Source organism: Nitrosomonas sp. HPC101 (assembly GCF_009833125.1).
GTDB lineage: Bacteria > Pseudomonadota > Gammaproteobacteria > Burkholderiales > Nitrosomonadaceae > Nitrosomonas.
In genome coordinates, this window is record NZ_QRCC01000001.1 from 337,405 (window position 1) to 359,130 (window position 21,726).

At 47.8% G+C, this 21,726-nt stretch carries 22 protein-coding genes; 5 read left to right on the plus strand and 17 right to left on the minus strand.

The genetic code is table 11. The features are described 5' to 3' along the window. Positions 1–5 precede the first annotated feature (5 nt). Positions 6–884 carry a 4-hydroxy-tetrahydrodipicolinate synthase gene (gene dapA, locus ABO04_RS01525; protein ID WP_160808841.1) on the plus strand — a complete coding sequence of 293 codons (879 nt, stop codon included), beginning with the start codon at positions 6–8 and terminating at the stop codon, positions 882–884. Positions 885–893: 9 nt separating this feature from the next. Then, complete coding sequence (gene bamC / locus ABO04_RS01530; protein ID WP_160808842.1) at positions 894–2,054, plus strand: outer membrane protein assembly factor BamC; 1,161 nt, start codon at positions 894–896, stop codon at positions 2,052–2,054. A 122-nt stretch (positions 2,055–2,176) separates the two neighbouring features. Here bamC and ABO04_RS01535 read toward each other — a convergent pair whose 3' ends face one another. From ABO04_RS01535 to ABO04_RS01555, 5 genes are all read right to left on the minus strand, one after another. After that, the gene (locus tag ABO04_RS01535) at positions 2,177–2,374 is read right to left on the minus strand and encodes a hypothetical protein (RefSeq protein ID WP_160808843.1); all 198 of its coding nucleotides are present in this window, start codon (positions 2,372–2,374) and stop codon (positions 2,177–2,179) included. A 216-nt stretch (positions 2,375–2,590) separates the two neighbouring features. Next, a complete protein-coding gene (gene murJ / locus ABO04_RS01540) occupies positions 2,591–4,120 on the minus strand; it encodes a murein biosynthesis integral membrane protein MurJ (protein WP_160808844.1) in 1,530 nt (509 codons plus the stop codon). A 212-nt stretch (positions 4,121–4,332) separates the two neighbouring features. After that, positions 4,333–4,911 carry a flagellar transcriptional regulator FlhC gene (gene flhC, locus ABO04_RS01545; RefSeq protein WP_160808845.1) on the minus strand — a complete coding sequence of 193 codons (579 nt, stop codon included), beginning with the start codon at positions 4,909–4,911 and terminating at the stop codon, positions 4,333–4,335. Between the two features lie 26 nt (positions 4,912–4,937). After that, positions 4,938–5,255, minus strand: a complete 318-nt coding sequence (gene flhD / locus ABO04_RS01550) for a flagellar transcriptional regulator FlhD (protein ID WP_160808846.1) — start codon at positions 5,253–5,255, stop codon at positions 4,938–4,940. 196 nt (positions 5,256–5,451) lie between these two features. Further along, positions 5,452–7,851: a DNA internalization-related competence protein ComEC/Rec2 gene (locus ABO04_RS01555; protein WP_160808847.1), complete on the minus strand. Its 2,400-nt coding sequence runs from the start codon at positions 7,849–7,851 to the stop codon at positions 5,452–5,454. 357 nt (positions 7,852–8,208) lie between these two features. On the opposite strand from ABO04_RS01555, the gene ABO04_RS01560 reads away from it, so the two are divergent. The 3 genes from ABO04_RS01560 (at position 8,209) to ABO04_RS01570 (ending at position 9,742) form a co-directional block, all read left to right on the plus strand. Beyond that, positions 8,209–8,397 (plus strand): transposase, encoded by a 189-nt coding sequence (locus tag ABO04_RS01560; protein ID WP_345852742.1) that lies wholly within the window; start codon positions 8,209–8,211, stop codon positions 8,395–8,397. A gap of 250 nt (positions 8,398–8,647) precedes the next feature. Further along, positions 8,648–8,947 (plus strand): hypothetical protein, encoded by a 300-nt coding sequence (locus ABO04_RS01565; RefSeq protein WP_160808849.1) that lies wholly within the window; start codon positions 8,648–8,650, stop codon positions 8,945–8,947. A gap of 477 nt (positions 8,948–9,424) precedes the next feature. Further along, a complete protein-coding gene (locus ABO04_RS01570; RefSeq protein WP_160808850.1) occupies positions 9,425–9,742 on the plus strand; it encodes a hypothetical protein in 318 nt (105 codons plus the stop codon). A 53-nt stretch (positions 9,743–9,795) separates the two neighbouring features. Here ABO04_RS01570 and ABO04_RS01575 read toward each other — a convergent pair whose 3' ends face one another. The 12 genes from ABO04_RS01575 to rpmA form a co-directional block, all read right to left on the minus strand. After that, on the minus strand, positions 9,796–11,106 hold the full coding sequence (locus tag ABO04_RS01575) for an adenylosuccinate synthase (protein WP_160808851.1): 1,311 nt from the start codon (positions 11,104–11,106) through the stop codon (positions 9,796–9,798). A gap of 126 nt (positions 11,107–11,232) precedes the next feature. Then, a complete protein-coding gene (locus ABO04_RS01580; RefSeq protein WP_160808852.1) occupies positions 11,233–12,408 on the minus strand; it encodes an ATP phosphoribosyltransferase regulatory subunit in 1,176 nt (391 codons plus the stop codon). A gap of 75 nt (positions 12,409–12,483) precedes the next feature. Continuing rightward, on the minus strand, positions 12,484–12,669 hold the full coding sequence (locus ABO04_RS01585) for a DUF2065 domain-containing protein (protein WP_160808853.1): 186 nt from the start codon (positions 12,667–12,669) through the stop codon (positions 12,484–12,486). Positions 12,670–12,795: 126 nt separating this feature from the next. Continuing rightward, on the minus strand, positions 12,796–13,674 hold the full coding sequence (gene hflC, locus ABO04_RS01590; protein ID WP_160808854.1) for a protease modulator HflC: 879 nt from the start codon (positions 13,672–13,674) through the stop codon (positions 12,796–12,798). Then, positions 13,674–14,864, minus strand: coding sequence for an FtsH protease activity modulator HflK (hflK, locus tag ABO04_RS01595; RefSeq protein WP_160808855.1), 1,191 nt, complete (start codon positions 14,862–14,864; stop codon positions 13,674–13,676). Before hflK ends, hflC begins: the two co-directional genes overlap by 1 nt. 5 nt (positions 14,865–14,869) lie before the next feature. Beyond that, complete coding sequence (gene hflX / locus ABO04_RS01600; RefSeq protein ID WP_160808856.1) at positions 14,870–16,054, minus strand: GTPase HflX; 1,185 nt, start codon at positions 16,052–16,054, stop codon at positions 14,870–14,872. After that, on the minus strand, positions 16,044–16,298 hold the full coding sequence (hfq, locus tag ABO04_RS01605) for an RNA chaperone Hfq (RefSeq protein ID WP_160808857.1): 255 nt from the start codon (positions 16,296–16,298) through the stop codon (positions 16,044–16,046). Before hfq ends, hflX begins: the two co-directional genes overlap by 11 nt. A gap of 406 nt (positions 16,299–16,704) precedes the next feature. Further along, positions 16,705–18,021 carry a phosphate regulon sensor histidine kinase PhoR gene (gene phoR, locus ABO04_RS01610; protein ID WP_160808858.1) on the minus strand — a complete coding sequence of 439 codons (1,317 nt, stop codon included), beginning with the start codon at positions 18,019–18,021 and terminating at the stop codon, positions 16,705–16,707. Positions 18,022–18,116: 95 nt separating this feature from the next. Beyond that, complete coding sequence (locus ABO04_RS01615) at positions 18,117–19,121, minus strand: hydrolase (protein WP_160808859.1); 1,005 nt, start codon at positions 19,119–19,121, stop codon at positions 18,117–18,119. Between the two features lie 49 nt (positions 19,122–19,170). Next, positions 19,171–20,292: a glutamate 5-kinase gene (gene proB, locus ABO04_RS01620; RefSeq protein WP_160808860.1), complete on the minus strand. Its 1,122-nt coding sequence runs from the start codon at positions 20,290–20,292 to the stop codon at positions 19,171–19,173. A 5-nt stretch (positions 20,293–20,297) separates the two neighbouring features. Next, a complete protein-coding gene (cgtA, locus tag ABO04_RS01625) occupies positions 20,298–21,329 on the minus strand; it encodes an Obg family GTPase CgtA (protein WP_160808861.1) in 1,032 nt (343 codons plus the stop codon). Positions 21,330–21,460: 131 nt separating this feature from the next. Further along, positions 21,461–21,718, minus strand: a complete 258-nt coding sequence (gene rpmA / locus ABO04_RS01630) for a 50S ribosomal protein L27 (RefSeq protein ID WP_160808862.1) — start codon at positions 21,716–21,718, stop codon at positions 21,461–21,463. Positions 21,719–21,726: the final 8 nt, after the last annotated feature.

A 21,726-nucleotide genomic window follows, 5' to 3' on the forward strand; every position in this document is an offset into this window, starting at 1 on the left:
GTGTCATGTTTAAAGGCAGTCACGTAGCTATCGTCACTCCCATGCTAGAAGATGGGGCGCTGGATCTGGACAAATTCTGCGCTCTGATCGATTTTCATATCGGACAAGGGACAGATGGTATCGTCGTGGTTGGCACTACAGGGGAATCTCCCACCGTAGATTTTGACGAGCATGATTTGCTGATTCGAACGGCCGTCTCCCATGCGGCCGGCCGAATTCCGATTATTGCGGGCACAGGCGCCAATTCGACACGAGAAGCAATAGAATTAACGGTATTTTCAAAAAATGCCGGAGCAAATGCCTGTCTGTCCGTTGCGCCCTATTACAACAAACCGACTCAGGAAGGATTGTATCGACATTTCAAGGCGATCGCCGAGGCAGTCGATATCCCGATGATTTTATATAACGTGCCAGGACGAACTGTGGCGGATATCGGTAATGAAACCACATTACGACTCGCACAGATTCCCGGTATCATCGGCATCAAGGATGCAACTGGCAATATCGCACGCGGATATGATTTATTACAGCGTGTACCGGAAGATTTTGCCGTTTATAGCGGAGATGATGCCACTGCGCTGGCGCTGCTGTTGCTCGGTGCAGATGGCATTATTTCAGTTACCGCAAACGTCGCCCCTCAGCTAATGCATGAAATGTGTACTGCTGCCTTATCCGGCGACCTGATCCAGGCACGGGCAATTAATACCAGACTATTCAAACTGCATACCGACTTGTTTGTCGAGGCCAATCCCATTCCAGTCAAATGGGCCGTAGCAAAAATGGGGTTGATCAATGAGAGCATACGCCTGCCACTGACGGCTTTATCCAGTCAGCATCACGAATTGATCAGAAAAGCCATGCTGCACGCTGGCATCACGATTTAAAGGTTTACCATGCTCAATAAGCGTCCCGGGAGGCGTCTGGGAAAACTTCTGATTGCAAATATTACGCTGGCGATCCTTGTTTCGGGTTGTAATCTGCTACCCGAAAATAAGAAAATCGATTATAAGTCGGCAGGAAAACTTCCTCCACTCGAGGTCCCGCCTGATTTGACCAGCCCTGAAACAAACGAACGATTTGCCATCCCAGATGTAGATGCATCTGGTAGTGCTACATTCTCGACTTACAACAGCGCACGAAGCGGACAATCAAGGGAGCGGGCGAATTTACCTGTGCTCTCTGCCACAGGACTGCAAAACGGGGTTCATATCGAACGTTCCGGCACCCAGCGCTGGCTGGTTGTGCCACGTGAACCTGCCGCAGTATGGCCAGTTATCAAAGAATTCTGGCAGGATCTGGGATTCCTGCTCAAAGTGGAAGCACCCGATCTTGGAATTATGGAAACTGATTGGGCGGAAAATCGAGCCAAGATACCACAAGATCTTATCCGAAGTGCATTATCAACTTTTCTCGACAGCCTTTATTCCACAGCTGAACGCGACAAGTTCCGCACCCGGTTGGAACAGGATCAATCCGGTTCAACCGAAATCTTTATCAGCCACCGTGGCATGATCGAAGTGCTGGCAGATCGCAATACCAATCGCACTATCTGGCAACCACGCAAATCGGATCCTGAACTGGAAGCAGAAATGCTGAATCGCCTGATGCAGCGCTTTGGTGTAGATGAAGAACGTGCAACAGCTGAGGTTGCTGCAAGCGGTATCACCGAGGAACGGACATTTCTGGATAAGACCCGGAAGGGTGTTTTGATTATAAAAGAACCATTTGATCGTGCGTGGCGTCAGGTAGGTCTTGAACTTGACCGGATCGGCTTTACTGTAGAAGATCGGGATCGTTCAAGTGGAATTTATTTCATCCGCTATATCAATCCAGATGAGGAAACTCGCAAAGCAGCCAAGGGAAAGGGTTTACTCTCTAAACTGGCTTTTTGGTCAAATGACACTGACAAAGACGCTTCAGCAGAAAAATATCAGATCAAAATAAGTGAAGTTGGTTTGAACAGCGAAGTTAGTGTACTGAGTATGGATGGAATTACTGAAGAATCGGAAACAGCCAAACGTATTCTTAGTTTGCTGTACGAGCGGCTCAAGTAAAGTAAAATTCAGGTAAAAAATAGCTATATAAAATAAGGTGCTTCCTGTCGCCTGCAGAAAAAATACACCACAGAAACAAAAAACCGCCTGGAAAGGCGGTTTTCCCCCTAATGCTTTTCAGCTTAGTGATTCGGGATACCAGTTTCACCTTCTTTCAAGCACTTACCATTTCCGTCAATGCCATGTGGACATTCTATTGATTGACCGGATATAATTTTTTCATAGTTTTCTCTTTCCGACTCTTGAACTGCCTGATGAGGACGTCCGCATGCCACTAGCAGAACTGCGGTGGCAATAATAGCTGCATAAGCAAATTTCATTATAAAAGTTCCTTTAAAAATTTCATAAAACCTTGCTGCGAACGGCAGTATATAACAAAAATATCTCCCTGCTCAAGCAGTAGAATAAAATTAATAATCCCTATGCCGGGCATGTCAAAAGTATCTGCTTTTTATATGCCTTACAGAAGCAGACCCACTGAAACACTCCCCTGATACAGGCATTATGAAAACAAGGTTGTACTAACGTACAATAAATTACTGCCGCGAGAAATCATGCAGTCGAAACCCCAACACCCACAGGCACGCAAAATAGCTGGCACCTCCCTGTACCACCATCAATCCCAGCTTTACCGCTCGCTCGGCTGCTGTAAGCGTAAACCATCCAGCATCACTCCCGGCCGTCAACCATAACCCCACGCTCATCATAATCAGGGCAATCAGAATTCTGAATAGAAATAATCCCCAACCCGGTAAAGGTTGGTAAATTCCCTGAGAACGCAACTTGGAATAAAGCATACCGGCATTGAGACAAGCACCCAAGCCAATGGCCAGTGCCAGACCAGCATGCTTCAGGGGGATTATGAACGCAAGATTCATGAGTTGCGTCGCTGCCAGTGTCAAAATTGCAACTTTAACCGGGGTTTTGATGTTCTGCCGGGCATAAAAACCTGGCGCCAATACTTTTACCAATATCAGCCCAAGTAAACCGATACTGTAAGCTATCAGCGCCTCACGAGTCATCCACACATCCTCCGTGGTAAAAGCACCATAGTAAAACAATGTCGTTATAAGGGGCATTGCCAACAATGCCAGTGCTACAGCAGCTGGCAGCGTCAATAAGAAAGTCAGACGCAATCCCCAGTCCAGTAACCGGGAAAACTCCTCTGTACAATTTTCCGCATAGTGACGTGATAATGAAGGCAGAATAACGGTACCCAACGCCACACCTAGCATGCCAGCCGGAAATTCCATCAACCGGTCAGCATAGTACAACCACGAAACACTCCCAGTTACCAGCAGCGACGCAAAAATAGTATTGATCAACAGACTGATTTGCCCGATAGAAACACCAAATACAGCTGGTCCCATCAGTTTGAGCACACGCCATGCTCCGCTGTTACGAAACCCGAAACGCAGTCGTGGCATTCTTTTCAGGCGCAATAAAAAAGGAACTTGGAAAGCCAATTGCAGCACGCCACCAATAAATACTGCCCAAGCCAGTGCCAGTACAGGCGGATCCATCAGCGGCGCAAGCCATAAAGCACAACCAATAAAGGAAAGATTCAGTAAAACCGGCGTCAAGGCCGGTACAGAAAAATGGCTGTAGGTATTCAGGATGCCGCCCGCCAGAGCCACCAGTGAAATAAACAGAATGTAAGGAAAAGTAATCCGAAGCAGCTCGACCGTCAGTTCAAATTTATCCGGCACTGCTGCAAATCCCGGAGCACTAATATAGATGATCAATGGCGCTACCAGAATACCCAATAGCGTTACCACAAACAGTGCCGCACCAAGCAAAGTAGCCACGTGGTCGATGAATTCCCGTGTTTGCTCATCTGTTCGATTATTCTTGTACTCTGCCAGAACAGGAACAAACGCCTGAGAGAAAGCGCCTTCTGAAAACAAACGCCTGAGCAGATTTGGAATACGAAACGCTACAAAAAAAGCATCGGTAGCCACTCCAGCGCCAAATATTCTTGCAATGATCAGATCTCGAACGAAACCGAGAATACGTGAAACCAGCGTCATGCCGCTGACAGTAGCGAGAGCTTTAAGCAGGTTCAATTGTCAGAATATTTCCAGGATTGAGCCAGAGGTTCCAAGTTTGGAAATACGCCCAGATGGCCAAATAAAATTGATTTTGGCCGATTATCCCGGATTCTACGTTCAAGCACCAGAAATTTACTGATACTATGAATGCAGGATTGTTAAAGGAGCTCCGCTATTCTCCGGAACCGATTTTAAAGTAAAGCACCTGATAAAACGCTGTAAAAATATCAGACTGTACACACCTCCCCGATCTCGACCTCTTCTTGCACCTCCTTAGCTTTCCGAGCCGCTGCTTGTTTGGTTTTACCCGCACGTGAAGGAACATGACACAGTCCGCATACATGGTTGGATTGAATATCCAAACTGTGAACCAGGAAATTCCCAGTACATTTAACACAGGCCGTAACGGAAAGCACCTTGCTCTCCACAAAACGTACCAGTGTCCATGCGCGTGTGAAACTCAATATACACTGCAGGTGGTTAACCTCGACATGCTCCAGATACAGCTGATAACTCTTGACAATGGCATCAATATCCCGAATATGCGTGTACTGAATAATATAATTGTAAATATTGATAAACAATGACGAATGCATGTTGGGCTGCCAACCTGTAAACCAATCCTCGGAGTAAGGAAGCATTCCCTTCGGTGGAGAAACCCCTTTAACTTCCTTATACAGCCTCACAAGTCGCTCACGACTCAGCGTGGTGGATGCTTCCAGCACCTGCAGCCTTGCACCCAGCTGGACCAATTCAGTGGCAAGTTGAATCTGTTTACCTTCTGACAAGATACTTTTCACTTTCATGATGATTTCCTCTTTTATGTGAATACTCAGGAAATTTTTTCAGCAGGCTGCCCTGCCATAATTATTGCAGCGTGAGATTGTGTCAGCGCACGATCCTGTTTATGGCTCGTAAGTATTTCTGCAATCAGGCTGTCATCAAAACGGAACCGACACAACAACATGTTGGATCCAGCCATTTTAAGCACCTGGCTGTTAGTCAATTTAATCAGAATATCTGCTATGTCCTCATCAATCCCCAAACGATACATTGCAGCCACCCTGTCTTCACGCAGCATCTGTTGAGCCAACAGCAAATAACTGAGATTGACCTCCCTGATTTCATCTAAAATCTGACTTGTCCTCATTTTCACCGCTCCTTCTGATATACGAACTAAATCGGACTTTCCTAAAAAATGATATATGCATTTTTAATCGGGGAGTAAACCGGGTAAAGCAGACTGTTACCATATCAATCGTAAGAATTCGGCTTAAAGATTTGTAGGCGTTTTTCCTACAAACAAAAAGAGGTAAATCCCGGGCTTTTCTTTTTCGGAATAATGCTCAATCTGCCCCATCTACAGCGGACCATCTGTCATGCCAGAAACGGCGACCCAGCTCTCTCCAGGCGTCCATTTCTATGTTGCCCTGGACAAAACGCAATAATATAGCTCCATCATGATCACTACGCCGGAGCAGGCCACCCTGCTCCCGATAAAGTTCTACTATTTCCGGATGCGGATGCCCGAACCGGCTGCGGTAACCCACCGTAAAAATGACATAATCGGGGTTAACTTGCCGCACAAATTCAGGTGAGGATGAAGATCGGCTGCCATGATGCGGCACGACCAGCACATTGGATACGAGCGCATTGCCAGCACGATCCAGGAGTGCTGCCTCTGTTTTCTTCCCGATATCCCCCGGTAACAGCACGCTGCCATGGGCTGATGTTATTTTTATAACGCAACTCATTTCATTGGTTTTGTGTTTCTGTATCGAGAAATCCGTCTCAAGCGGGTGCAGGATTTCAAAATACACCCCATCCCACCACCACGCATCTCCGGCAAGACAGTGACGATTATCGAAAACAGCCTGTCGGATCGGATGATCCTTCGCAATCGATGCCAGCAACGTTCTGGTTTTGACTCCCGCCAAGACTGACAATGCCCCACCACTGTGATCCGAATCAACATGCGAAACGATCATTTTGTCCAGCGTCTGTATACCTTCTCCACGCAGAAATGGCAGAATCACATATTTTCCGCTGTCACTTTCACCATACCTTGGCCCGGTATCGTAAAGCATGGCATGATTGCGCGTACGTACTACCACGGATAACCCCTGCCCCACATCCAGCACCGTCAGCCAGAGTTCTCCCGCGGCTGGTTTTTCGGGAGCAATCAGAAATAATGGTATCCCTGCCAGAATTCCCAGCCATCTCGCAGGGAAACCTGCTGATATCCCCAGTCCCGGCCCGCCTGGCAGTAACAACCATATCACCCCAGCAATAGCAGCAATCACCGTCCACAAAGGTGGTGCATGCTGCTGCCAGGTCGCCAGAGGAAGCTCTCCCAGCCAGTGCAATACCATCATCGTAACCTGCAAAACAGGATGTGCAATCAGCAACAGAAATTCCAACCCAGGAATTGTCGCCAGCAATGCAAGCGGTACAATGATGAAGGTAATCACTGGAATCGCCACCGCATTGGCAATAGGCGATATCAATGAAATTTGCTGAAACAGGATCAACAGCAATGGAAACAAACCAAGCGTAATAGCCCACTGGATACGCATCCAGCTAACTATTGCACCTGACTGACCAATCCGGCCTGATATGACCAGGCAGATCAGCGCAACTGCTGCAAATGAGAGCCAGAAACCCGGCGCAATCACTGACCAGGGATCCAGCACCACAACCAGCAGCAGCACCCACCCCAGCACAGGCAGCGTACGCACGCGCTGGTTCCCCCAGAATGCCGCCACGATGATCGCCATCATAAATAACGCGCGCCTTACAGGCACTGCAAAACCTGCCAGTAAAGCATAGCCAATGGCAACAATCAGCCCGCATACCAGCGCAAACTTGCGGGCAGGCAACCACAATGACAGGCTCCCATATCGCCAGGCCCGATACATCAGTAGAAACACCATCCCAGCCAGCAGTGTAATGTGCGAACCAGAAATGGCCATGAGATGAGTGGTGCCAGTGCGGGCAAAAGTCTCCCACTGCTCCGATGGAATCGCCCGTTGATCACCGACTGTCAGCGCAACCAACACCCCCGCATACGGATAACCTGCCAGATAGTGTTGAAACTGACTGCGAATTTCATCCCGCTTGCGTTCAAAGAAATAGGCCGGATGGATCTCCTGAATCTCAGGCCGTTTGTTATCCTGCTCTGCACGTACATACCCTGTTGCGCGCACATTCCGTTCAAGCAACCTGGCCTCGTAATCCAGAACATGTGGATTGGCACTGCCATGCGGGCGCTTCAACCGAACCGTCAACTGCCAACGTTCACCCGCTGTAATTCGAGGCAAAACTCCCCCGTCATGACTGCCATCGCGATACCAGGAAAGTTGAACATGCTCAGGCACCACCGCATCCGCTGTCAGTACCCGCTCCACTTCAAACTGGAAACGCATACTTTGAGGGGTAAATTGCGGCATCTCCGAGATCACTCCAACCACCGAGATATCCCGCCCTTCCCATTCATGTGGAAGCTCATCTGCCAGCCTGATCTGTGCCCATAACGCTGCCCAGAAAAAACCAGCACCCAGCATGACGGCGAACAGGAGACCTCTGCCTGCCAGTATGAAAAAGCGCGTCCGAAATCGAAAAAGGACCGCCACCACCATTGCTACCGGCACGAACCCGATCGCCCAATAAAGTTCCGGCAGAACCGGCTGCTGCAGTAGCCAAAGGGTACCGAATACAAATGCAAGGCTGTAGATTCCAATTACCACTATTCGATACTAAAGAATTCTGAAAAAACACTGATATCTATCGTGTCATTTATTAAACTTCATGGATTTATAAAAGAAGCTTCAGATAAATATCCAGCAATTAATAAATCGGCATACAAACAGCATTAACGTCATGTATTACCATTATCTATAATTAGAATCTATTCCAAGTACTTCTAAAAGCGCTGTTATTTCACAATTAAAGCAACATGCATCTGACCTGACCGGACTTTTTCGATCCGAGATAACTTGAGGCAATGGCCTCTCAGAGAGTGAGAGGCGTATGGAGGAGACGCAATACAGCGACGAACAGATACTCCGGATCCTGCGTGAGGCCGATAAGGGCACGTAGCCAAGGTGGCCAGGTGCCACGGCGTGAGCGAAACCGCGATCTACGTGTGGCGTAAGAAGTTCGGCAGCATGGAAACGGACGAGGTTAAACGACTGAAGGTGCTGGAGGCGAAGAACGCCAGGCTACGCAAGTTGCTGGTCGACCGGGAGCTGGAAATCGATGTGATGAAGGAGATCAGCTCAACAAAATGGTAGGCACACAGGCTCATCTGGATTACCAAACCCCACATGAATTTGTGGAAGACCTGACCAAAGAATTAACAACCGAGGCCAGAATCTCCAGTTCTTACTGGTGGGAAATACACAGACAAGTCACGCTCTTGATACAGGTCGTTTTGCAAAGAGTATTCTAAAGCTACCGCGGACAATTTTTCTCATCTTGTCATATTACTGTCCGATCACAACCGTTATCCTGACACTTTAAATTCATGAAAAGGAGAACACTATGGACAACGAAGCCCGAAACACCACAAGTACTCCATCTCTCCACAATCAAAGCAGTTATAGTCCACCTGTGTACGAGACAGGTCAGCTACGACGTGCAAAAATGCATGCTGCTCACCTGGCTGGCAATTTTGATAACAGGAAAAATTTCCCTCCGGCATTACTTCAACTACTCGAAACCAGCATTATTCTGAAAACAATGGATTCAGAAGTACTTGCTAACCGGCTCAAACGCGAACAGACTGCAATTCATGCTGATTTGCAAAAAATACGTCATCTCCTCGTGAAAGAACCGGAATGATTATTTCCGGCTTGTGATCCGCCCCCGAACCTGAAGGATTACAACCAAACTACAAAACGATCAACCATTGGGCGAAGTATTGTTTTCAACTTAGCAGAATCCATGTACCATCTCTTTGTTGATGAACTCTTGAAACCTCAAGAAAGACCACGCAAGACTAAATCGGAACGAAAAAGTAGAGCACACTCAGAAAATATATGCCTACAAATAGTTAGGTCGTCAGAAAAGGAATTACGTGATTTTTCACTTTTTCACTGATGATCAATGCATGATATTTCATTGCAAATTAGCTGGAGAGTCTCTGCAAAACCATCTGCATTGCATTTTTGTGTTAAAGATCGGTTCGAAAACACTCATGTATTATGTATAAACCCCGATTTTTGCCTTGAACCAACTGCCTCGTTTGCGTTTCGCAGGATGTTCTCTACCAGATTCTCACGACCTATCATTTTCCTGTTTGACAAGGGAATATAAAAAATGAAACTTTTTATAATAGCCTTGCTGTTGCTGATGATACCTGTTTCATTTGCAGCCGATAATTTATCCAGTCTGCAACAACAAGCTAATAAAGCTTATGAACAGATGAAACAGGCCGAAAGCCAAGCCAGCAAAGCAAGAAAAGAGATGCAGATCAAGCAGGATAACTTGCGCTACTATCAGGGAAAAATAACTGAGACCGAAAAAGAATTCCAGGCTGCGCAACAGGCTTCACAAAGAGCTGAAGAAAATCTGGCCGCAGCCAGAAAAAGATGGAACGATCATTCTGAAGAACTATACCAAAAATGGCGTCAATAGCAATAAAGGGATCCAGGCGTGCGAAGACTACCGGCCCCTCCCCACTGCCAGGATTATTCAAGTGCTTTTCCGAAAGGATGGTGAAAGACGATTGTTTCAGTTCGATCAGGACCGGTTGAAATCATAGCTATGGGTGTCTGGCAGATTTCTTCCATGCGTTTGAGGTAGTCTTGTGCTGCCTTGGGAAGTTGATCAAAATCCTTGATCCCTGCAGTACGCGCCTGCCAACCAGGAAGTTCTTCATAAACCGATTCAATATTAGCCAGCTCATCCGCACCAAATGGCAAAGCATCATAATACCTGTCTGATTGCTTCAATCTGTAGCCCGTACAAATCTTCAGGCTTTCCAGGCCATCAAGTACATCCAGTTTAGTAATACACAACCCCGAAACACCGTTAATCTGGATGGAACGTCTGGCAGCTACGGCATCAAACCAGCCACAACGACGTGGACGCCCGGTGGTGGAACCAAACTCGTTGCCACGCTGTGCCAGATATTCTCCAGTCGCATCTGACAGTTCAGTTGGAAAAGGGCCCGAACCGACACGTGTGGTATACGCTTTGGTGATTCCCAGCACATAATTCAGTATTTGCGGTCCGATACCGCTGCCTACTGAAGCTGCACCGGCAATACAGTTACTGGAAGTAACAAAGGGATAGGTGCCGTGGTCAATATCCAGCAGGGCTCCCTGTGCTCCCTCGAACAACAGATTGTCTCCAGCCTTGTCAGCTTCAAATAGCAATTTAGGGACATCTGCGACCATTGGCTGAATTCTTCCTGCTTGCTTCAGACTTTCATCCAATATTTGGTGATAATCGACTGTTGCTGTACGGTAATAATTTTTCAGCAGAAAATTATGATAATCGAGTACTTCTTTCAACTTGTAAGCAAATCGCTCTGGATAAAACAGATCCTGCAAGCGTATTGCGCGCCGCGCAATCTTGTCTTCGTAAGCCGGACCTATCCCTCTGCCGGTTGTACCAATTTTTTCCGATCCTTTTGCCAGCTCACGCGCGCCATCCACCGCAATGTGGTAAGGCAAAATCAGTGGACACGCCTCACTGATACGCAGTCTGCCAGACACATCCACGCCAGCCTGCTCCAGCATATCCACTTCATCCAGCAACGCACCGGGAGACAGAACCACACCATTACCAATATAACAAACTACATGCCTGCGTAATATTCCCGAAGGGATCAAATGCAACACGGTTTTCTCGCCATTGACCACTAGCGTATGGCCAGCATTGTGCCCACCCTGGAAACGGATAACACCCGCGGCCTGATCAGTCAGCCAGTCAACGATCTTGCCCTTACCCTCATCCCCCCACTGCGTTCCAATAACTACAACATTCCTGGCCATACACTCATTGATCTCTCAGAAATTACTTCCAAAATAAAGCACCACGCTCTTTACAGCGTGATGCTTTTGCCATGTTCTTCCAGAGTTTATCTTCAAGAACCGGCTCACGATTCCAAAGAAGGCTATTTACCCCGACATAGGGCAAACTTCCCACTTACCATTCCGCCATACCAATTCTCTATCACATCGTGTTACCTCTCTGCTGTTTTCCCCAGGCAATCCGATCACCACAATATGCCCCGTACTACGCAACTGCTTGATCATTGCGGCAAGCTCATCATCCTGAGGCTTCCACGGCGCCAATATCCCCCAGGGGTAATCATTTATATCAGTCAGGCGCGACAGCTGTTTCAGATCAAGACTGAATCCGGTTGCCGGCCTTGCTCTGCCGAACGATTTACCGATTTCGTCATAACGCCCTCCCAATGCAATAGCGACGGGGCTTTCCGGTGTATACGCAGCAAATACCATCCCTGTGTGGTAGTGATAACCTCTCAAGTCAGCCAGATCAAAAATTATCTTGTCAACATAGGGCTTCAGTGCTTTCGCAACATGCTCCAGTTGATCAAGAGCCTCGCTGATCTCCGGAAAATCCGGCAGCAATTTGCGTGCACGCAATAGAATCGCTTCATCCCCGTACAATTCCGGTAGCAGTAGCAATGCTTCCCGAACAACCTTATCCGGACGTCCATTCAAGCCAGTGTACACTAGCTCCCTGAGAGCACTTGTATCCTTGGCCCATAATGCGGCATAAAGCTCCGTCTCGAACTCGGCTCCGATTCCTGAATCATGAATCAGACTGCGAAAGACTCTGATATGCCCAAGATCAAGATGAATTGATTTAATCCCAGAAACAGACAGGCATTCTAATAGCAGGCGCTGAATTTCAAGATCACTCTCAATACCGGAATGCCCGTACAATTCAGCCCCTACCTGAAAGGGCTCCCGTGTGCGCGTAATTTCATCGGGTACCGTATGAACAACACTACTGGCATAGCAAAGCCGGGTCACGCCACTGCTGTTCAGCAAATGTGCATCAATTCGGGCTGCCTGTGGTGTCATATCTGCCCGTAATCCCATTGCTCTGCCGCTCAGCTGATCGACAACCTTGAACATACGTAAATTCATACCGCTGCCACTGCCGGCCAGCAATGACTCCACATATTCCAGCAAGGGTGGCATCACAAACTGGTATCCGTGAACAAACAGCATATCCATGATAAGACGGCGGATTTTCTCGATACGATAAGCATCACGCGGCAGCACATCTTCGATATATTCAGGCAGCAGCCAGTTACGCATTTTGAGTGTTGATCTAAGTAAATTAGCCCGGATTAAGAACAGGAACAGCCAAGGGTCATTAGAGGAGAGATCAAATCAGCTAACCAGATAAAGAATAATGAGGCCGGTCAGCATTGTGCTGAGACCCATAAATCTTATCTGGCCATCATTCAGTTGCAGAAGTTTTTGAAAAGCTTCTCGCCAGGCACCTGGAGATGAAAAGGGAAAGATACCTTCCAGAATCAGCATCAGTGCAATCGCGCTCAGCAAGGTATCCCACATGTCAAATCCCAAACATCACTTGAAAAGTATTTTATATAAATAGTTACTTATACCCACCTTCCTCCTCTCCTGAATACAAATTTCAGCTTTGTATTCAGGAGAGGAGCTGCATAACCATTGGAGCTCCTATTTTTTAGGATCCGACGCGCTTTTCATATATTTGAAAAACTCCGAGCTGGGCTCCACAACAAGAATATCCTCTTTGTTCTTGAAGGATTTTTTATACGCATCCAAGCTCCGGTAAAATTCATAGAACTTTGCATCCTTCTGGAAGGCTTCAGCATAAATTGCTGTGGCCTGTGCATCACCCTGTCCCATGGTTTTCTGTGCGTCACGATAGGCTTCTGCCAAAATCACTTCATTCTGACGGTCTGCATCTGCACGTATTTTCTCTGCTTCAGCAGCACCGGTTGATCGCAACTCGTTTGCCACCCGTTTACGCTCTGCCTCCATTCTGCGATAAACAGATTCACTCACTTCCTGCGGCAAATCAACGCGCTTGAGCCGCACATCCACCACTTCCACACCAATCTTTCGGGCATCTGCATTCGCTTTCTGACGCATAATTTCCATGATGTTGTCACGCTCTCCAGAAACGACATCATGTACCGTCCGATTACCGAATTCATCACGTATGCTGGAATTGATCGTTTGTGCAAGACGAACCCGCGCCAGCGTTTCATCTCCCTGCACGCTGATATAGTACTGCTTCACATCTACGATGCGCCATTTGACAAACAGATCCACCAAAACGTTTTTCTTCTCTGAAGTAATAAAACGTTCAGGTTCTTCTGAATCCATCGTCAAGATGCGGGAATCAAAGAAACGGATATTCTGGACAAAAGGCACCTTGAAATACAAGCCGGGAGATGTTTTTACCTCTACAACCTCCCCCAACTGAAATAACAGTGCCTGCTCACGCTGATCAACAACATAAACAGCAGAGCTCCCCACAATTGCCAGAACCAGTAAAAGCCCGGCAAATACAGATGAAACCGCCTTCATTATCTCACCTCCCGTTCACGACTGCGAAAAGACTCACGCGAACGCGAGCTGATATCCGAGGAAAAGTCCTGCGCTTCACTCTGCGGCCTGCTTGCTCCAGCAGACGATCTCATTGCGCCGGAATCACCCTGGATCAGTTTGTCCAACGGCAGATAAAGCAGATTTCCTCCTCCTTTTTCCTGATCGATCAGGATTTTGCTGGTATTGGATAATACTTGCTGAATTGTATCAATATACATCCGTTCACGCGTTACTTCAGGTGCCTTGACATATTCCACCAGCACCTGCTCAAACCGGCTGGCATCACCCTCTGCGGACGAAATAACCTTTTGTTTGTATCCCTCGGCTTCTTCCAGTAACCGGGCCGCGCTACCTCTAGCCCTTGGAACCACGTCATTCGCGTAAGCTTGCCCTTCATTTCTTTGACGTTCCCTATCCTGATTGGCTTTGACTGCATCATCAAAAGCCGCCTGTACCTGCTCGGGCGGCTGCGCATTCTGCATGGTTACCCGGTTGATGGAAATACCAATCTGGTAACGATCAAGAATTTTTTGCATTAATACAGTTGTTTTTGCAGCAACTTCTTCACGTCCCTCATACAAGACAAAGTCCATTTTGCTGTTACCAATTACTTCCCGGATAGCCGTTTCCGCCACCTGCAAAACGGTACTTTCCGGCTCACGATTAGAGAACAGGAAATTTTCGGGGCTATTAAGTACATATTGCACAGCAAACTGGATATCAACGATATTTTCATCATCCGTAAGAATCAATGATTCTTTTAACACCTTGCTGCGCACGTTATTTCGATATCCGATTTCCACTGTACGCACCTGACCTATATCGACATCCTCAACAGATTCAATCGGTGAAGGAACATGCCAGCGCAATCCAGGCAGAGTCGTCTCCACATGCTTGCCAAATCGCAACACCACTCCTCGATGGCCTTCATCAACGATGTAGAATCCGCTTCCCACCCATGCGACCAGAAGCAGGAATATAATAACCACGACACCCTTGCCACTTGGTCCATCAGGACTTCTTTCATTAGAATCCCCGTTACTATTGCCCCCGCCTTTCCGGCCAAAAAGCTCGTTTATTTTCTGGTTAAAGCTACGTATAACTTCTTCAAGGTCAGGAGGACCCGGATTGCCTCTCCTCTTCCCCCATTGCGGATCATTCAAGCCCATGTGGTTTAGTCCTTTTCATTATTTATAAAAGTGGCACTGACATTGTCCTTCGTGCTTACAGATATTGCTGAATGCTGTTTCAATCTACTCAAGTTTTGGTCAAACGCTTCTGTCAGCGCTTGATAGAGATAACTCAAACCCGCTCCTGTCCTTGCGCTGAGATGAATTTTAGTAATTTTACCATACTCGTCGCGCATGTAATTCCCTGGCGATCCCGGTTCAACAAGATCGATCTTGTTTAGGATTAGAACTTGCGGTATAGCATCCGCGCCAATCTCCTGTAGTAATTTATTAACTTCGTTGATCTGCACATCCCGGCTGGAACCGGAAGCATCAATCACATGCAGAAGCAGGTCGGCCCGGATGGTTTCTTCCAGCGTGGCACGAAAAGCAGCGACAAGCGTATGGGGCAAATCCCGAATAAAACCAACCGTATCGGAGATCACAATCAAGCCACGTTCGGGAAGAAAAAGTCTCCTGGTAGTCGTATCCAGCGTAGCAAACAGCTTGTCTGCGGCATACGTATCCGATCGAACAAGGCGGTTGAACAAAGTTGATTTACCCGCATTGGTATAACCCACGATAGAAACAGACATGATCTCAGAGCGCTTTCTTGCACGCCGCTGTACATTCCACTGCTGCTTGAGTTTAGCCAGCTTCTCCTTCAGGAATTTTACGCGCTTTGCCAGCAGGCGTCTGTCAGTTTCCAGCTGGGTCTCCCCCGGACCACGCAGTCCGATTCCTCCTTTCTGACGTTCCAAGTGCGTCCACCCCCTTACCAGCCGAGTGGAAAGATATTCCAGCTGGGCAAGCTCAACCTGCAGTTTGCCCTCGTGACTTTTGGCACGTCGCGCAAAAATGTCCAGGATCAGACTGGTGCGATCTATGACGTGACAAGCCAGCGCTTCAGAAAGATTTCTTTGCTGTACCGGAGATAGTTCGTGGTTGAATATCACCATTGCGGCTCGCACCTGCTCCAGTATCTGCCTGACTTCCTCCACCTTGCCCTTTCCAATAAAGGTAGCAGAATCAGGTTGTTTTCGCGCTCCTTCGACGACTGCAATTACGGACAGCTGATCGCTACGAGCAAGCTCTTTCAACTCATCCAGACTTTCCTTATCATTTCTGCCAAAATCAATATCTACCAATATTGCGGTATTATTCTCTGCCACTTTGGCATCATGATTCATTTTGCTCGGACAGTGTTTCAGCTGCTGCCGGAATAGAAATCGCCTTACCCGGTACTATAGTAGAAATCGCATGTTTATAAACCATTTGCGTAACAGAGTTCCTCAACAGAACTACGTACTGGTCAAAAGAATCAATATGTCCCTGCAACTTGATACCATTAACTAGATAGATGGAGACCGGAATACGTTCCTTGCGCAAGATATTCAAAAATGGATCCTGTAATAACTGTCCTTTAACGCCCACTGTTTACCCTCCCTGGTTGAATTTGTAGTTATTTGGTAACAGACTGTTGAAAGTTATCTGTGTTGCCGATGCGGTGCTAAAAACAGGTTCAGAATGCTCATTTGTCACGCATAAATTCTGCTTTTCTGCCTAGCATCGGCTTACTCCGAATATATTTTTCATATGGCCCGCTAAAGTCAATACCCTCACGGGCAAACCGGCTGACTCCGATTATGTTTTTGCCAAGATCCCAAACCTGTCCGTGTCATCAAATCAGCATAAAAAATCAAAATATATAAAAATTCACCCCGGGTATTTTGACGCTGAAAAAGTATATGATGCGAGAAACCATAAGTCTAACACGGTATATCACGACGTTTGTATGCACGAATAATCAGCAGCTGGCTGACACCATGGAATTCGGATATCACTCAGCTATATTTTCAGCATACAGCACTCGATCGCCAGGAAACCATATCCTGAAAGTACTTCCCTCTCCAGGTTGGCTGGTAACTTCCATACTTGCCTGATGGCGATTCAGAACATGTTTGACGATAGCAAGTCCCAGGCCGGTACCACCGGTTTCGCGGGAACGGCCACGATCCACCCGGTAAAAGCGTTCTGTCAACCGGGGAATATGATTCGGCTCGATACCAATGCCACTGTCCTGAACGTAAAACAGTCCTTTTCCATTTTCCACCGTCCAGCCCAAGGAAATCACTCCATTGTCAGGGGTGTATCGAACAGCATTGCTAATGAGGTTCTCAAATGCACTGCGTAGTTCATCTTGATTGCCAAACAGCATGGCATGACTGGCGAGATCAAGAGAAATAATATGGCGACCGGCGCTCAATGATTGAGCTTCCTGATAAAGTCCCTGCAACAGCTGAACAATATTCACCTTTTCCTCAGTCAGATTATTTCCAGCATTTTCCAGCTGGGACAGTGTCAGCAAATCCTCTACCAAACGGCGCATACGGGTGGTCTGATCAAACATCAGTCGCAGCGCATTTTTTTCCATGTCACCAGATATCTTGTTTTCCTCCAGCAGTGTTTCAAGGAATCCCCCGATTACTGTCAAAGGCGTACGCAATTCATGCGATACATTTGCGACAAAATCGCGCCGCATGATTTCAAGTTTCTCAAAACGTGTTATATCCCGGCTGATCAGCAATTTTTCACTATCGCCATAAGGCACAATTTGAATAGAAAGCAGCATATCGCGGAAGCGTGTCTGTTTGAGCAAAAAGGGCTTGCTGAAATCTCCAGCGTCAAGGTAGGCTACAAATCGTACCTGGCGCACCATGCGAGTTACATGCTGGCCGACATCCATCCCAAGATCGAGACCCAGGTGCAGCTCAGCAGACGAATTACACCATTCGATCTGATCCTTATCACCCAGGATGACAATCCCCTCCGGCAAAACAGAAGTTGCACGCTGCAATCGCTCCAGGGAAATGTTCAGACCCAGACGCTCCTTGTCTCGACGCCTGACGAAACGCGCTAATCTGGCAAAAACGACCCCCCATAAGCCAGATCGATCGGGCACCGTCGAATAGGAATAATCCGAGTAGCGCAGCCATTGATCCAGACAATGCAACGTATAAAGATGGTAAATGACAATCCCGAGCAGAATAACACCGTACAAACCCAGCACAATTGCTGTATCAAATACTATTCCCAGCAGTGCAACAATAACAGTCAACCATACAATGGGGACAAGGCTTAGCCAGAAGGTGTTCACGTAATCATGAGCAGTGATGGGATCGATTTTCCGATTCAGCTACGGCAGCATTGGCTTTCCCAGTCCCGCCTCTCGTTCAGAATAATGTCCGGATTTTATAAAGATGAGAAGAAATTCACAATACGCCGTGGCAGCCAGTCCAGTCTTCCTGGAAACACGCCATGCATAAAGCCAACATGGCCTCCCTGCTGTGGAAACTCCAGTGAAACAAAGGAGGAAACTTCGGATGCCCGCGGCAATACACTTTCAGGTAAAAAAGGATCATTGCGCGCATTGATTAACATCGTAGGTACACGAATAGATTCAAGCCACGGTTTGCTGCTGGATCGACGCCAGTAATCGTTCGTATCGCGAAAACCATGCAGCGGTGCCGTAACCAGATTATCAAACTCATACAATGAACGGCAGGCAGCAACCGCCTTCGCATTCAGCAAGCCTGGAAACTGTTTGTTTTTTCTCAGCGCCTTGCGTTTAAGCGTAACAAGAAAATGACGAGTATAGACCCGGTTAAAACCGGAATCGAGCACCTTGCCAGCTATTGCCAGATCAAGAGGAACTGAAACTGCAACAGCACCTGAAATCAATCTGGCTGACTGAGTACCCTGCTCGCCCAACCATTTCAACAACGCATTGCCACCGAGCGAAATACCCACAACGTAACAGGCCGCTTGCTGTTCTTTGCACGAATTATTCTGCTGCGCCATATATCGCAGCATGCGATCTATTTCCTGCGAATCACCAGCATGATAAGCACGAGGCAGCCGATTGGGAGATCCGGAACAGCCACGAAAATGAATAACAGCTCCGCGCCAACGCAACATCTGCAAGAAATGCATGATATTCAGGGCATAATGGCTTTGTGAACTCCCCTCCAAACCATGAAACAGAATTACCAGTGGCTGATCCGGCTCACCCTCCAGCCAGTCAATATCAACAAAATCTCCGTCATCCATCTCCCAGCGCTCGCGCCGGTAACGAATTTCTGGATTCAGGTTAACGAAATACGGAAAAATAGTCTGTGCATTTCCTCCGGGTAGCCATCTGGGCGCACGATAAAACAAGGGTAACCGGGATCCGGGCAAAGAAAAAGGAGTAGTCATACAAATAATATCAAGCCTTCCAAACAGGCAAATACAGTAAATCAAGCCATCACAGAATAACCAGGTTATCTCGGTGGATCAGTTCATACTCACCTACATAGCCCAGTATCGTTTCTATCCGACTGGTAGGCTGGCGCATGATTTTGCGTGATTCACGGGCACCGTAATTGATCAGGCCACGGGCAATTTCACGACCATCGGCATTCAGACAGGATACAGCCTCACCTCGCTCGAAATTCCCTCTCACCTCCACCACACCAATAGGCAACAGGCTTTTACCCCCTGACAGCAATGCCCGACTGGCACCATCATCCAACACCACACTGCCTCGTACCTGAAGTTGATCAGCCAGCCACAACTTGCGTGCGACCTTCACCGGAACATCGGCCAGCAGACTGGTTCCGATTGTCTCCCCATTGGCCAGGCGAACCAGTACATTATCCACTCTGCCTGATGCAATCACGGTATGCGCTCCGCTACGGGCTGCACGTCTAGCCGCCATCACCTTGCTTTGCATGCCACCACGCCCGATGCTGCTGCCGGCCCCACCAGCCATAGCACCAATATGTGGATCACTGACACTGATTTCAGAAATCATCTTCGCATCAGCATACTTGCGTGGATCATTTGTAAACAGACCTTCCTGATCGGTCAGAATAACCAGCACCTCAGCCACCACCAGATTGGCAACCAATGCCGCCAGATTATCATTGTCACCAAACCGGATTTCATCCGAAACCACCGTGTCATTCTCATTGATCACCGGAACGATATCCAGATTCAACAATGTGAGAATCGTCGAACGGGCATTCAGATAGCGTTTACGACTCGATAAATCATCATGCGTCAACAGAATCTGAGCAGTCAGTAATTGATATTCACTGAAACAATCTGCATAAGCTCGGGCAAGATCCATCTGACCTACCGCCGCTGCCGCCTGCAGCTCGTAAAGTGCAACAGGACGTGTTTCCCAGCCCAAGCGCTGCATACCTTCAGCTACCGCGCCAGATGAAACCAGCACAACCTCTTTGCCCATTTGCTTGAGGCGAGAGATCTGTCTGGCCCAACCGCCAAGCACCTGCCGATCAAGACCGTTTCCTTCATTTGTCACCAGGCTACTGCCAACCTTTACAACAATCCGGTGCGCAGATTGCAGAATTGATAACGTCATAAAAATCAGGCTTCTTCAGTAACAGGCTGTAGTTGTTGCAGATACTCCATAATGGCATAGGTCAGCGCCTGACACCCCCTTCCCGTCAGCGCAGAAATGGCAAACCAACGATCTTTCCAGTCAAGCACCTTCAGAAAATGTGCGTAAACAGCCTGCTGCTCATCCTCAGGCAGCAGATCCACTTTATTAAATACCAGCCAGCGCGGCTTATGATAAAGCGCCTCATCAAACTTGAGTAGCTCGTCTACCAATGCCCTGGCTGACTGAACAGGATCAATACTTTCATCAAAAGGAGCCACATCAATAACATGTAACAGCAAATAAGTACGGGTGAGGTGTTTAAGAAAACGGTGTCCGAGACCAGCTCCTTCCGCAGCACCTTCAATCAAGCCAGGAATATCCGCCATCACAAAGCTGCGCCCGGCATCGACCCGCACCACCCCAAGATTGGGGTGCAGCGTAGTAAATGGATAATCAGCCACCTTGGGACGCGCAGCGGAAACAGCACGAATCAAGGTAGATTTACCGGCATTAGGTAACCCTAACAGCCCAACATCTGCCAGCACCCTGAGTTCCAGCCTGAGTTCGAACTGTTCTCCTGCCTCACCGTGGGTAAATTGCCGCGGAGCACGATTGGTACTGGACTTAAAATGGAGATTACCCAGCCCACCGTTGCCCCCCTTTGCCAGCAACATCTTCTGCTGATTATGTTTTAGGTCTGCCACGAGCTCGCCTGTTTGATTATTGATAATCATCGTACCAACCGGCATCCGCAACACAATGTCTTCCGCTCCTTTACCGTAACAATCGGAGCCTCGCCCATTTTCTCCCCGTTTCGCACGAAAAACCGGCGTAAAACGATAATCGATCAATGTATTGAGGTTGTGATCTGCCAACACATAAATACTACCACCACGGCCCCCATCCCCTCCATCCGGCCCGCCCTTGGGAATAAATTTTTCACGGCGGAAGCTGGCAACACCATTACCACCATCTCCAGCAAAGACCTGTATTTTCACTTCATCGATATATTTCATGAGTGCTCCGAGCAACTACTCTGATTGCAGACAGAAAAATTTATCCTGGCAGGAAGCTACAACCAAAGCAAAAAGCCCCATTCAAGCAATGGGGCTCTTCTTCGGCTTATTCGATCCGACGGGTCAGATGATTAGGAGGGAATAACTGCAACTGTCCTCCGGTTAAATCGACCTTTGACGGCAAAAACAATTTTTCCATCCACCTTAGCAAACAGCGTGTGATCACGCCCGATGCCTACGTTATCACCCGGATGAAACTGGGTACCGCGCTGACGTACGATAATTCCACCTGCCCTGATTACCTCACCACCATAACGCTTCACACCTAATCGCTTGGAATGAGAATCACGCCCGTTTCTGGAGCTTCCGCCCGCTTTTTTATGTGCCATGAACCAAT

Coding starts and splice junctions, on each gene's coding strand:
- dapA (WP_160808841.1), top strand. CDS start 6: ATGTTTAAAGGCAGTCACGTAGCTATCGTCACTCCCATGCTAGAAGAT.
- bamC (WP_160808842.1), top strand. CDS start 894: ATGCTCAATAAGCGTCCCGGGAGGCGTCTGGGAAAACTTCTGATTGCA.
- ABO04_RS01535 (WP_160808843.1), bottom strand. CDS start 2,374: ATGAAATTTGCTTATGCAGCTATTATTGCCACCGCAGTTCTGCTAGTG.
- flhC (WP_160808845.1), bottom strand. CDS start 4,911: ATGAAAGTGAAAAGTATCTTGTCAGAAGGTAAACAGATTCAACTTGCC.
- flhD (WP_160808846.1), bottom strand. CDS start 5,255: ATGAGGACAAGTCAGATTTTAGATGAAATCAGGGAGGTCAATCTCAGT.
- ABO04_RS01565 (WP_160808849.1), top strand. CDS start 8,648: ATGGACAACGAAGCCCGAAACACCACAAGTACTCCATCTCTCCACAAT.
- ABO04_RS01570 (WP_160808850.1), top strand. CDS start 9,425: ATGAAACTTTTTATAATAGCCTTGCTGTTGCTGATGATACCTGTTTCA.
- ABO04_RS01575 (WP_160808851.1), bottom strand. CDS start 11,106: ATGGCCAGGAATGTTGTAGTTATTGGAACGCAGTGGGGGGATGAGGGT.
- ABO04_RS01580 (WP_160808852.1), bottom strand. CDS start 12,408: ATGCGTAACTGGCTGCTGCCTGAATATATCGAAGATGTGCTGCCGCGT.
- ABO04_RS01585 (WP_160808853.1), bottom strand. CDS start 12,669: ATGTGGGATACCTTGCTGAGCGCGATTGCACTGATGCTGATTCTGGAA.
- hflC (WP_160808854.1), bottom strand. CDS start 13,674: ATGAAGGCGGTTTCATCTGTATTTGCCGGGCTTTTACTGGTTCTGGCA.
- hflK (WP_160808855.1), bottom strand. CDS start 14,864: ATGGGCTTGAATGATCCGCAATGGGGGAAGAGGAGAGGCAATCCGGGT.
- hflX (WP_160808856.1), bottom strand. CDS start 16,054: ATGAATCATGATGCCAAAGTGGCAGAGAATAATACCGCAATATTGGTA.
- ABO04_RS01615 (WP_160808859.1), bottom strand. CDS start 19,121: ATGACTACTCCTTTTTCTTTGCCCGGATCCCGGTTACCCTTGTTTTAT.
- proB (WP_160808860.1), bottom strand. CDS start 20,292: ATGACGTTATCAATTCTGCAATCTGCGCACCGGATTGTTGTAAAGGTT.
- cgtA (WP_160808861.1), bottom strand. CDS start 21,329: ATGAAATATATCGATGAAGTGAAAATACAGGTCTTTGCTGGAGATGGT.
- rpmA (WP_160808862.1), bottom strand. CDS start 21,718: ATGGCACATAAAAAAGCGGGCGGAAGCTCCAGAAACGGGCGTGATTCT.